This is a genomic window from Roseateles sp. (assembly GCF_044373315.1).
GTDB lineage: Bacteria > Pseudomonadota > Gammaproteobacteria > Burkholderiales > Burkholderiaceae_C > JACDQM01.
The window spans coordinates 16,326-28,388 of sequence record NZ_JBILQK010000051.1 but is presented as its reverse complement, the minus strand read 5'-3'; the positions used below and the strand labels follow the sequence as shown (position 1 = coordinate 28,388).

Here is a 12,063-nt window from a genome sequence, read left to right as displayed (position 1 = left end):
AAACCAGCGGCACGTTGATGCGCAAATGCACCCAAAACCTGCTGCTGACGACGACACCGGCGTCACGAAACCTCTTCAATCGGCACCGAGCACAACCGGCGGTGCTTTGTGCAGAGCTTCCCTAGGCCACGAACTCGGCGACCGCCTGCTGGTGCAGATCGCCGCACGCCTGCAGAAAGTGCTGGAGCCGCGCGCCGGGCGGGTGTATCGACTCGATGGTCTTTCGTTCGCGTGCCTGATCGAGAACGACAGCGGCGACGCCGACGCGCGCCTGCTGCTGGCCTCGCTGACCGAGGCGATGGACTGCCCGTTTGTGCTGGACCAGCAGGAGCTGGTGGTGACGATCAATCTGGGCGCGGCAGCCTATCCGCGCCACGCGAACACGGCGGCCGGCGTGGCGCGCCACATCCAGCTGGCGGTGCGCGATGCGCGCGCGCACCCCGGCAACAGCTACCGCCTGTTCGACGAGGTCCTGGCCCAGCAGCAGCGCGAACAGCTGCGGCTGGAAGCCAAGCTGGCGCAAGCCTTGGACCGCGGCGAACTGCAGCTGCACTACCAGCCACAGCGCGACCTGCGCAGCGGTGCCCTGCTCGGTTTCGAGGCCCTGCTGCGCTGGACCACTGCCGAAGGGCCGGTCTCACCGGCCGTCTTCATTCCGCTGGCCGAGGACTCGGGGCGCATCATCGAGATCGGCCGCTGGGTGCTGCAGCACGCCTGCCGCCAGGCGCGCGCCTGGCGAGATACCGGGCTCGGCCGCCCAGTGGTGTCCGTCAACGTGTCACCGCGCCAGTTCCAGCATCCCGGCTTCCTGGACAGCGTGCGCGAAGCGCTGGACAGCAGCGGTGCCGATCCGGCGCAGATCGAGCTGGAGATCACCGAGGGCGCCGTGATGGGCGATGCCGAGTCAACCATCCGCAACCTGCACGCATTGCGCGAGCTGGGCCTGCAGCTGGCCATCGACGATTTCGGCACCGGCTATGCCAGCCTGTCCTACCTGCGCCGCTTCCCGCTGAACCGGCTGAAGATCGACCAGAGCTTCATCCGCCCGCTGTGCCGCAGCCAGGAGGATCAGGCCATCGTCGAGGCCTTGATCCAACTCAGTCACAGCCTGGGCCTGCATGTGGTGGCCGAAGGCGTCGAGACGGCCGAGCAGCAGGCCTGTCTCACCGAGCTGGGCTGCGACGCGATGCAGGGCTACTGGTATGCGCGCCCCGGCCCGGTCGATGCGGCCACCGCGCTGCTGGAGCAGCAGCAGTTCCGCCCGCCTGGCAGCGCCTGAGCGCAACCGCCCGGCAGTCCTTCGCCCACGCTGCCCACGATCCTCAGGCAGGCAGGGTGTCTGACGCGATCAGCGCGCTCCAGTGCGCCGCCGGCTCGGGCCGGCCGAGCAGGTAGCCCTGCAGACCCTGAACGCCCAAAGCGTGCAGAAAGCTCTGCTGTAGCGGTGTTTCCACGCCCTCGGCGATTACTTCCAGCTTCAGGCCATGGGCCAGCATCACGATGCTGCGCACCACGCGTTCGCGCCGCGCATCGCCAGGGCAATCGCGCAGGAAGCTGCGATCGATCTTGATGACGTCCAGCGGCAGATCAACCATCTTGGCCAGCGACGAATAGCCAGTGCCGAAATCGTCCACCGCCAGCGAGAACCCGGCGGCGCGCAGGTGCCGCAACTGCTCCAGCGCGGCGTCTTCGCGCTGCGCCAGCGCGGACTCGGTCACCTCCAGCTGAAGCGCCGCAGGCGCCAGGCCGTGGCGCCGCACCGTGGCCAGCACGCGCTCGCACAGGTCGGCACGCTCCAGGTCATGGGCCGACAGATTGACGGCCACCGTGAGTGCATGCGCGCCCTGTGTATGCCAACGTGCCAGCTGCGCGCAGGCCGCATCCATGGCCCAGTCGGTCAGCTGGGTGATGAGGCCGCTGGCCTCGGCCGCCGGGATGAAATCGACGGGCGAGATGTCGCCGATCGATCCGCTGCGCCAGCGTGCCAGCGCCTCGAAACCGAGCAGGGACTGCGAGCGATCGAACTTGGGTTGAAAGATCAAATGCAGCTCGCCATGGCTCAGCGCGTGAGGCAAGGCGGCTTCGATGGCCATCGCCCGGTTGACCTGGGCGCCCGTCTGGGCGTTGAACATGCCGATGCCGTCGAACCGCAGGCGCCAGCGTGGATCTGTCGCCAGGTCCAGCGCCAGTTCACTGCGGCGCAGCCACTCGGCGCCGTCCACCACGGCGGACATGCCGGCGCCCTCATGGCCCAGGCACACCAGGCCGAAGCTCAGGTCCAGCGCGGCCAGCTGGCCGTCGATCCAGGTCTGCACCGGCAGCGCTTCCCGAAGCGCCTGCACATGGGCCAGAGCCTGGACCTCCTGATCCACCGGATGCCAGACCACGGCGATCACCGACGCGCGCACCCTGGCCGCCACGCAGCCACCGGGCAGCTGCCGCAGCAAACTCTGGACAAAGCTGCGCAGCGCCTGGTCTCCGCCATCGACACCGAAACGCGCGTTGAGCTGGCGCAGGTTGTTGATGCGGATCGTCAGCAGCGCGCGGCAGCGCTGCCCGGCATCACGGCGCGACAAGTGCGAGAGCAGGCGGCTGCAACGAAGCCGGTTGGGAAGACCCGTCACAGGATCCACACGGCTGGCCTGGCGCTCGCGACGCATCGACTCGGCCAGGTCGGACTGCGCACGCAAGAGCGGCGTCTCATCCTCGAAGCTGTAGACCCACAGTCCCGCAGCGGCCTGCCGACATGAACGCAGCACGACGGCACGTGGCTCGACGGAATGGCCCAGCCACCACCTCCGCCCGATGCCTGTGCGCCATCCCGCCGGCATCAGCTCGCGCGCCTGCCGGTCGCCCTGGTGAAGGATCCGCGCCACGGGCTGCCCAACCAGAGCGGCCTCCTCGGCAGAGTCCAGCATCTGCATGAAGCGCATATTGGCGCGCAGGATGCGGTCATCGCCCGTGCAGACCAGGGTCGGTGCACTCACGGCCTGGAACACGTCCTCACTGAGCTGCAGGCTGCGTCGCAGCTCAGCCTGGCTGGCGCGCATGCCGGCGCTGAGTCGGTACACGGCCAGGGGCAGCGCCACATTGAAGAAGGCATAGACGCCTGTATGGATGTAGAAGCTGGCGGCTGGTAGACGCACCCATTCCTGCGGCAGCTGCGGCCAGACCAGGCCGCTGCTCGCCAAGGCGAAGCCGATGGTGTTAAGCAGCATCAATGCCAAAGCAAGCCGCCAGCTCAGCAGCAATCCGGCCACCAAGGGGGCCGCGTAAGCAAACACGTAGCCCATGCTCGACAGCACAGGCGACCAGCCCGTGCTGACAAGAATGCCCACACTCGAGGTGTAGATGGCCGCCACCAGCAAGGCCGCGCCACGTCTGGGCTCGACGCCTGAGTTCCGCACGGCCAGCAACACCAAAAGCATCACTGCCGACATGATCCCGACAGCCATCCAGCGCCCTTGCACCAGGCCCGAGATCGCCACATGCAGGCTCAGTGCGCCGCAGAGCAGCACAGAGATCAGCAGCACCACCCGCAACACGCTCAGCTGCACAGCATCGGTCGTTGCCGCATCGGCACTTGCGCCCACGCCAGGGCCTGCGCTGTTGAGCAGCCAGGCCCGCCAGCGTCGGACATGAGAAACAAGCAGCATGGGTCGGAATCAGCCGAGTCGGCGTTGAAGGCAGGCGCCCCCAGACGTGGTGCGCCTGAGGCAGCTTCCCTGCTGTTCTGGATGGAGTTTACCTAACGCCACAAAAGCGCGCCCAGGCAAATGCAATGTCCCAGACTTTAGCGACACATGCGTCGACCAGTAGCGATGCAAGACGGTACTAAGTCACGGAATTCACAGGTTATGCCACCCACTGGGCCGGTCAGCCACGCAAAGCAGAAAGCACCTGGGGGTTGAGCGCTGTCGGTGGAGTACCGCCAGTGAGCGTGGCGATCAGGTTGTCCGCTGCCAGATCGGCCATCGCCAGCCGCGTCCGGACGCTGGCGCTGGCAATATGCGGCGTCAGTACCACGTTAGGCACCGTCAGCAGCGCGGGGTTCAGCTTGGGTTCGCCCTCAAACACGTCAAGGCCCGCGGCGGCAATGCGCCGCTCGGCCAGCGCCTGGGCAAGCGCCGCATCGTCGACGATGCCGCCGCGAGCGATATTGGTCAGCGTGGCGCTGGACTTCATGCGCGCCAGCTCGGCAGCGCCGATGGCGTGGTGCGAATCGGCCGAATACGGCAGCACGATCACCAGATGGTCGGCCTGGGCCAGCAGCTCGTCCTTGGATACGTAGCTGGCGCCGACCTCGGCCTCCAGCTCGGGCGCAACGCGGCTTCGGTTGTGATAGATCACCGGCATGCCGAAGCCCAGGTGCCCGCGGCGCGCAATCGCGCGGCCGATGCGCCCCATGCCCAGGATGCCCAGCGTCGCGCCATGCACATCGGCGCCGCTGAACATGTCGTAGGCCCACTTGCTCCACTCGCCGCGGCGCAGAAAGTGCTCGCTCTCGGCCATCCGGCGCGCAGCGGCCATCATCAGCGCGAAACCGAAGTCGGCCGTGGTCTCGGTCAGCACGTCCGGCGTATTGCTGGCCAGCACGCCGCGCGCGTTGCAGGCCGCCAGATCGATGTTGTTGTAGCCGACCGCCATATTGCAGACTGCCTTGAGCTGCGGGCAGGCGTCCAGCACTTCGGCATCGATGCGCTCGCTGCCGGTGATGAAGGCGCCGGACTTGCCCTGCAGGCGGGCGATCAGCTCGGCCTTGGACCAGACGGTGTCGCCAGCGTTGGTCTCGACCTCGAAGTGCACGCCCAGGCGCTGCACGACGGAGTCGAAAACACGCCGGGCCACCAGCACGCGCGGACGCTTGGCATCACTCATTTGCAGGCCTTTCAGCGGAACCAGATGAAGGTCATCACAACGAACAGCGGAATCAGCACCGCGCCCGACCAGGCCATGTAGCCGAAGAAGCTGGGCATCCGGATGCCGCGGTCCTCAGCGATGGCCTTGACCATGAAGTTGGGCGCGTTGCCGATATAGGTGTTGGCGCCCATGAAGACCGAGCCGGCCGAGATGGCCGCCAGCGTGGGCGCCAGCGTTGTCATCAGCACTTGCGGGTCGCCACCGGCCAGGTTGAAGAACACCAGATAGGTGGGCGCGTTGTCCAGGAAGGACGACAGCACGCCGCTGAACCAGAAATAGGCCCAGGGCAGCGGCTGCCCGTCGGCACCGGTGACGGCACGGGCCACGGCGGCAAAAGCGCCCTGTTCACCGGCCTTGAGCATGGCCAGCACCGGGATCATGGTCAGGAAGATGCCGATGAAAAGCTTAGCCACCTCTTGCATCGGCGCCCAGCTGAACTGGTTCTTCTCCCGTACCGCACGCGGCGTGATAGTCAGCGACACCAAGGTCACGACGATCAGCAATGCATCGCGCACCAGCGCCTGCAGCTCGACTTCGGTGCCGGCGATATTGAAGCTGATGCCCGGCTTCCAGATGCCGCTCATCAGCACCAGCCCCATCACCGCGGCCAGCGGCAGCAGGTTGATCGCGCCCTCCAGGCCGAATCTGGCGCTGTCCGGAGTCGGGTCTTGCGGCAGCACGCCTTCCTTGCGGTACCAGTAGCTGTCGATCACGAAGAAGATTGCCAGCAGGCTGCCCAGCAGGAACAGGGTCTCGGGGAAGATGTGCTTAACGGTCCAGAAGAAGTCGACGCCCTTCAGGAAACCGAGGAACAGCGGCGGGTCACCCAGCGGCGTCAGCGAGCCGCCGGCATTGCTAACAATGAAGATGAAGAACACCAGCACATGCGCCACATGCTTGCGGTTGTCGTTGGCCCGGATCAGGGGCCGCACCATCAGCATCGATGCGCCGGTGGTGCCCATGAAGCTGGCGAGCACGGCACCGATGGCCATCAGGCCGGTGTTGAGCAGCGGGCTGCCATGTAGATTGCCGCGTACATAGATGCCGCCGGCACTGGTGAACAGCGCGGTCAGCAGGATGATGAAGGGCAGGTACTCGGCCAGCAGCGCGTGGGCCAGCACACCGCCCGTTGCGCCCAGGCCCTGGATGGCCGCAAACGGCAGCAGAAATGCCAGCGCCCAGCCGGCAGCGATCTTGCCGAAGTGGTGGTGCCAGATACGCGGGGCTGCCAGCGGCATGATCGCGATCGACAGCAGCATGCCCGCGAAGGGCACGGCCCAGAGCGCGTTGAAGGCGCTGCCGTCCAGATCCGCAGCCTGGGCCAGCGGGGCGAACAGGGCCAAGCTCAGGGCCAGCCCGAGGCGATGTGTGGTTTTGTTCTTCATGCGCGGGGATCTTCCTGCTTCAGGCTGAAACCGGGCTGAACCCAGGCTCATCAATCCAGAAAACGTGTGAAGCCGCTGACCGGCTCGCGCTCACTGACCAGACTGTTCTCGATCGCGGCCGGATCGGCATAGCCCAGTGCCATGCCGCACACCAGCATCTGCTCCGGCGCCAGCTGCAGTTCTTCGGCGATCAGGCGGTGATACTGCGTGAAGGCCGCCTGCGGGCAGGTGTGCAGGCCTTGGCCGCGCGCCGCGATCATGAGGCTCTGCAGAAACATGCCGTAGTCCAACCAGCTGCCCTGCTTCATGACGCGGTCAATGGTGAAGATCAGGCCGACCGGTGCATCGAAGAACAGGTAGTTGCGGCCATGCTGCTGGTGCATGCGGGCCTTATCGGCCTTGCCGATGCCCAGCAGACCGTACAGGTCCCAGCCGACCTTGCGGCGGCGGTCGATATAGGGCGACACCCACTCGCTCGGGTAGTAGGCGTATTCCTCCTGGTGCTGCGCAGCGACGGCCGGTTCGTTGTGCACCGCCAGGATGCGCTGGCACAGGCGATCACGCGCGGCGCCGCTGAGCACATGCACCTGCCAGGGCTGGGTGTTGGTGCCCGAGGGGGCACGCGAGGCGACCTGGAGGATGTGCTCGATGGTCTCGCGCGGCACCGGCTTGGGCAGGAAAGCGCGCATCGAGTGGCGGCTGGTGATGGCCGCGTCGACCGCAGCGCTCTGTTCTGGTGTCGGCAGGTCGAAAAGGCTCACAGCTGAAGTCCTTCCAGGGCTTTTTGATAGGAGGCAGGCAGTTCCGCGACCGGCCTGCGGCTGTCGCGATCCACATAGACGTGAACGAAGTGGCCGCGTGCGGCACAGGTCTGGGCGCCCTCGGCGAACAGGCCGATCTCGTAGCGCACGCTAGAGCGGCCGCGCTGCGCGACGCGCAGGCCAGCCTCGATGCGCTGTGGGAAGGCCAACGAATCGAAATAGTTGCAATGCGTCTCGACCACCAGACCGATCACCGCACCGCCATGGATGTCCAGCGCGCCCTGCTCGATCAGGTACTGGTTCACCGCAGTGTCGAACAGGCTGTAGTAGACGACGTTGTTGAGGTGGCCATAGATATCGTTGTCCATCCAGCGAGTGCCCACGGCGACAAAGCGCGGATAGGCCTGGCGATCATCGGGTGCGGGGCGTTGACTCATGGGCTGGATTCTTTCATCTGCCCTGCTGCCAAAGCTGCCAGCTGTGCGCAGCCTCACTCAGGGTATTCACCTGCAGGTCGACGGTGATGTTCAGGTCGTGCCCGTAGCCGCCGGCCATCGCCAGGGCGACCGGGATGCCGCGCTCGCGCAGTGCCTGCAGCACGCGCCGGTCGCGCTCACGCAGGCCGGCGCTGCTGAGCTTGAGTCGCCCAAGCCGGTCTCCCTCATGCGGGTCGGCACCCGCCAGATAGAAGGCCAGCCCCGGCGGCTCCGCAGCCAGCCGTGACCAGACCTGCTGCAGTGCCGCGTCCAGCGCGTCCAGATAGGGCTCGTCGGTGCAGCCATCCGGCAAATTGACATCCAGATCGCTGGGCTCCTTGCGGAAGGGAAAGTTTTTCTCGCCGTGCATCGACAAGGTGAACACGCTGTCGTCGTCACGGAAGATCGCCGCCGTGCCATTGCCCTGGTGCACATCGAGGTCGATCACCAGCACACGCATTCGGCCGCGCTGACGGGCCGCCGCATCGGCCTGCATCAGCCGTGCGGCCACCGCCACATCGTTGAAGACGCAGAAGCCCGAGCCGTTGTCCGCATAGGCATGGTGAGTGCCGCCGGCCAGATTGGCGGCCACCCCTTCCGTCAGCGCAGCGCGCGCCGCCAGGAGGGTGGCGCCCACCGAGTGCAGCGATCGTTCAACCATGGACAGCGACCAGGGAAAGCCGATCTCGCGCTGCTGCGACGGCGTGAGGCCGCCGAGCCGCACGGCGTCCACATAGGCAGGCGCGTGCACCAGCGCCAGCTCGTCTGGCGTGGCGGCCACCGCGGGCTGCAGTCGGATCAGCCCTGGCTCGGCCTCCAGGCGCTCGCGCAGCAGACGGTACTTGGCTTGCGGAAAGCGGTGTCCGTCAGGCAGATCCAGCAAATGGGCGTCGGAATGGAAGGCTTGCATACGCGTTCTGGCCAGCACGATAGCCCAGCCGGTCGCGGCGCGTCTGTCACCGTCCGGTCACCTCGCATCGCCATGATTTGGGCTTGCACCTCTAAAAATGCTGCACCGCACAAAAAGCGCTTGCAAATCGGTCCGGCCGGTCTCATACTTCGATTCATGTTGCAGTGCACCATTTCTGCAGCCCAGATCCAATCTCTATCAACCCTCAAGGAGCCTTCAAATGCTGACCGCTGAACAAGTTTTCGCTGCCCACAAAGCCAATGTCGAGACCCTGTTCGGTCTCACCAACAAGGCCTTCGAAGGCGTTGAAAAGCTGGTGGAACTGAACCTGCAAGTGGCCAAGGCCGCGCTGAGCGAAGCCGCCGACAACACGCAAGCTGCGCTGTCCGTCAAGGACGCCCAGGAACTGCTGGCCCTGCAAGCCACGCTGCTGCAACCCAGCGCCGAGAAGGCCGCTTCCTACAGCCGTCACCTCTACGACATCGCCGCTTCCACCAACGCCGAAGTGGCCAAGGTTGCTGAAGCCCAGCTGTCGGATGCCCAGAAGAAGTTCGCTGCCGTGATCGACAACGCCGCCAAGAATGCACCGGCCGGCACCGAGAACGCCGTGGCCCTGGTCAAGTCTGCCGTTGCCGCCGCCAGCAACGCATTCGAGAGCGTGCAGAAGGCTGCCAAGCAAGCCACGGAAGTGGCCGAAGCCAACTTCCAGGCTGTGACCAACACCGCCGTCAAGGCATCGCAGACCGCTTCGCGCGGCAAGCGCGCTGCCTGAGCGTCTTTCGTACTGTTTGTCTCCTCGGTACCCGCGCAAGCCTGGCTTGCCGGTGCCGATTCAAGCCCGGTGCATGCATCGGGCTTTTTTTCGTCCGGACTCAGGGCCCATCGAAGCCCGGAAGGATGCCCAGCTGCTCCAGACGGTCAGCCACCAGCTCCAGCCTCAGCAGGGGGCTCTCGGTCATCAGCAGATGCTGGCGCTCCGCGTCAGCCAGGGGCAGGAGCTCGGCCCAGCGGTTGGCCAGCCAGCCGCAGTCCTGCCAGCGGTAAGGCGGCTGCATCGGCAGGTCGGCGTCAGCCGCGCCTTGCGCAAGGCTGTGCAAAAGACTCTGCAGCAAGGGCGCGAGCGCGGCGAGGTCGGCAGGCACCGCAAGCGCCGCATCATCGTCCAGCAAACGCCCCTGCCCCATCCACAAACCGTGCTGCAGGCAATGGCTGCTCTGCAGCGCAAAACGTTGGCCGCCGCGGCAGCGCAGCAGCAACAGGCCGGGCTGCGGGCTTTCCAGCGCATGGATATGGGCCAGCGTGCCAAGACTCTCGAATTGCTCACGCATGAAGCCGTCCGCCTCGTCACGCCGGCGGACCTCGGTGCCTTCGACCAGGCGAACCACGCCGAAAGGCTCGCCCAGGCTGTGGCAGCGCCGCACCATGGCGAGGTAGCGCGGCTCGAAAACGCGCAGACTGAGCCATCCGTCCGGGAACAGCGGCGACTGGAGGGGGAACAGCGGCAGCTCGGTGGGATGCTGCTGCGCCATCGTCGACTCAGCGCGTCTTGGCCGCGATAAGTTCGCGCAGCATGGGCAATTGCGCCATCGCCGCCTCGCGGCCTGCCTGGATGGCACGCCGGCGCGCCGTGAAATCGGCGCTGCCCACCCCATTCAGTTGCGGTCGCATCACCACATCGGCCTCGCGCAGCTCGAATTGGTTGATGCTACGCCCCATGATGGCGAAGGTCTGCAGCAGCATGCGCATGGCATCGCCGGGTGATTTGTCGGCCGGTGGCGACGAGATGTCGACCGCAATGACGAGATCGGCACCCATCTGCTTTGCATGGCGCACCGGCACCGGCGCCACCAGGCCGCCGTCGACAAACTCCCGCGCGCCGATCCTCACCGGCTGAAATACCGCCGGAACCGCGCTGGACGCTCGCACGGCCGCGCCGGTATCGCCGCTACGGAACAGCACGCCTGAGCCATCGCTGAGGTCGGTGGCAAGGATGCCCAGCGGCAGCGGCATCTGCTCAATCAAGCGCCCGCCGGTTTTCTCGCGCACATACCGAGCCAGCGCCTCGCCGCGGATCAGGCCACGACCAGGGAATGACCAGTCGGTGATAGCGCCCTCGTCCATGTTCTCGGCAACGTTCGCCAGCTCACGGCCGTTCATGCCGCTGGCGTAGAGCGCCGCCACCAGACTTCCGGCCGAGGTCCCCGCCAAAAAGTCGACCTTGATGCCCTGCTCCTCCAGCACCTGAATCACGCCGATATGCGCGAAACCGCGCGCCGCCCCACCCCCGAGCGCCAGCCCGATCAAGGGCGGGCGCGGCGCTGCCTTGGGCAACGTCGGCACGGGCTCTGGAGCGGAGGCGGGCCGCTGCGGCGGACTGGACAAGCCCGCACACCCCGTCAGCGCCAGCAGCGGGAGGCCGAGCGCGAGCCGGCGGCGCCCGGCGTCAGGCCGGACGCACGCCGGCGGGAGAGTCGAAGACATGGCTGCGATTCTAGAAGCCGCGCGAACGCGGCCTCCGGGCAGCACAAGACCCCGACATCAACCCGCCATCAGTGCGCGACCTTCTTTGCGCTTGGCCTTGGTTGCATCGCGCCGGTAGGCCTCTTCAGCCTCCTGGCGCAGCGCCACAGCCTTGTCGAGCGCCTCTTGGTAGCGCTCGATCGTGTACGTGCTCTCGGCGGCGATGTAGACGCTGCGACGCTGAGCCGGCGCACCGAAGCGTGGCAGCAGCACCGAGAAGCTGCAGTCACGCCGATTCGGGCTTCGCTCACGCACGATCGGACCCGAGATGCCCACCGGCAGCGAGTTGCTCTTGTTCGCACTGGGCGCAGGCTTGAGGCGTGACGGCGCCGGCAGCTTGGTCATGCGTTTGGACAACTCTTTCGTGGCCACCGCCAAGGCGCGAGCTGCGTCCCCGTAGGTACCGTCCGAATAGAGTTTCGTGCCTCCATAACGCAGTTGCCAACCATGGGTCGACTTGTGGTCTATGCGTTGAATGCACTGGGGAACGGAGAACTTTTCTCCGTTGTAAATCACGGCTTCTCTGACCTTCATGAGTAATCCTGTTGCGACTGGAAAACTCCCTGTGCCCGCAGTGTACGTTGACTCGTTAGCACTGCCTGCGCAAGTGAGCGCCATTGCTGTGCAACTTTTGCAGTTATTGCCGAATTTGCAACAAAACTGACCGCCGGGACCTACTTCAGTGCGCGTTAATTCAAAAGAAAGATAAGCAATCTACGAATCTATAGTTTGCCCGCATATGAAGACTGAATAGAGTTCGCCTCCTGGCTCTGCCGCGGTGGCAGCCACACGAGGAGAGGCTTTGGACTGGATTGCAAATGCGAGTGGCTTCGGCGACGGCCTGAGCGTCCGCATCTCCGGCGTCGGTGGCGGCTCGCTGATGCAGCCGCCCATGCTGTCGGTGTCCAAGCTGCATCCAACTGCGGCCAGCGGCACAGACCTGTGCTTGGCCGGCCTGAGCCAGGTCTCTGGCTTCATGGCGCATGCCCGCCATGCCCATGCGAACGGCCGACTGCCTGGCGCAGGGACTGTTCTGCGTTTCCCCTGTGATGGCCGGCTGGAAGGTCATCCACTCATTCCATACCGTTGAC

General features: G+C 65.8%; 12 protein-coding genes. 3 read left to right on the top strand and 9 right to left on the bottom strand.

The features are described from left to right. On the top strand, positions 1-1,279 hold a 1,279-nt coding region (locus ACIQ67_RS12725; RefSeq protein WP_397534739.1), incomplete at its 5' end, for a putative bifunctional diguanylate cyclase/phosphodiesterase. A 43-nt stretch (positions 1,280-1,322) separates the two neighbouring features. Here the strand turns inward: ACIQ67_RS12725 and ACIQ67_RS12720 are convergent. From ACIQ67_RS12720 to ACIQ67_RS12695, 6 genes are all read right to left on the bottom strand, one after another. Continuing rightward, complete coding sequence (locus ACIQ67_RS12720) at positions 1,323-3,656, bottom strand: putative bifunctional diguanylate cyclase/phosphodiesterase (RefSeq protein ID WP_397534738.1); 2,334 nt, start codon at positions 3,654-3,656, stop codon at positions 1,323-1,325. Positions 3,657-3,876: 220 nt separating this feature from the next. Continuing rightward, complete coding sequence (locus tag ACIQ67_RS12715; protein WP_397534737.1) at positions 3,877-4,878, bottom strand: 2-hydroxyacid dehydrogenase; 1,002 nt, start codon at positions 4,876-4,878, stop codon at positions 3,877-3,879. Between the two features lie 11 nt (positions 4,879-4,889). After that, a complete protein-coding gene (locus ACIQ67_RS12710; protein ID WP_397534736.1) occupies positions 4,890-6,305 on the bottom strand; it encodes a sodium:proton antiporter in 1,416 nt (471 codons plus the stop codon). 50 nt (positions 6,306-6,355) lie between these two features. Beyond that, a complete protein-coding gene (locus tag ACIQ67_RS12705; protein WP_397534741.1) occupies positions 6,356-7,051 on the bottom strand; it encodes a nitroreductase in 696 nt (231 codons plus the stop codon). An 11-nt stretch (positions 7,052-7,062) separates the two neighbouring features. Then, a complete protein-coding gene (locus tag ACIQ67_RS12700) occupies positions 7,063-7,503 on the bottom strand; it encodes an acyl-CoA thioesterase (protein WP_397534735.1) in 441 nt (146 codons plus the stop codon). 13 nt (positions 7,504-7,516) lie between these two features. Continuing rightward, positions 7,517-8,452, bottom strand: a complete 936-nt coding sequence (locus ACIQ67_RS12695) for a histone deacetylase (protein ID WP_397534734.1) — start codon at positions 8,450-8,452, stop codon at positions 7,517-7,519. 220 nt (positions 8,453-8,672) lie between these two features. Here ACIQ67_RS12695 and ACIQ67_RS12690 point away from each other — a divergent pair, with 220 nt between their 5' ends. Further along, complete coding sequence (locus tag ACIQ67_RS12690; protein WP_397534733.1) at positions 8,673-9,224, top strand: phasin family protein; 552 nt, start codon at positions 8,673-8,675, stop codon at positions 9,222-9,224. Between the two features lie 100 nt (positions 9,225-9,324). Here the strand turns inward: ACIQ67_RS12690 and ACIQ67_RS12685 are convergent, their stop codons facing one another. The 3 genes from ACIQ67_RS12685 to ACIQ67_RS12675 all read right to left on the bottom strand — a co-directional run bounded on the left by ACIQ67_RS12685 (position 9,325) and on the right by ACIQ67_RS12675 (position 11,506). Beyond that, complete coding sequence (locus ACIQ67_RS12685) at positions 9,325-9,981, bottom strand: LON peptidase substrate-binding domain-containing protein (RefSeq protein WP_397534732.1); 657 nt, start codon at positions 9,979-9,981, stop codon at positions 9,325-9,327. A gap of 7 nt (positions 9,982-9,988) precedes the next feature. Beyond that, the gene (locus ACIQ67_RS12680; RefSeq protein ID WP_397534740.1) at positions 9,989-10,783 is read right to left on the bottom strand and encodes a patatin-like phospholipase family protein; all 795 of its coding nucleotides are present in this window, start codon (positions 10,781-10,783) and stop codon (positions 9,989-9,991) included. A 207-nt stretch (positions 10,784-10,990) separates the two neighbouring features. Next, on the bottom strand, positions 10,991-11,506 hold the full coding sequence (locus ACIQ67_RS12675; RefSeq protein WP_397534731.1) for a hypothetical protein: 516 nt from the start codon (positions 11,504-11,506) through the stop codon (positions 10,991-10,993). Positions 11,507-11,774: 268 nt separating this feature from the next. On the opposite strand from ACIQ67_RS12675, the gene ACIQ67_RS12670 reads away from it, so the two are divergent. Continuing rightward, entirely contained in the window at positions 11,775-12,062 is a 288-nt protein-coding gene (locus ACIQ67_RS12670) for a hypothetical protein (protein WP_397534730.1), read from the top strand. The last annotated feature ends 1 nt before the right edge of the window (position 12,063 follow it).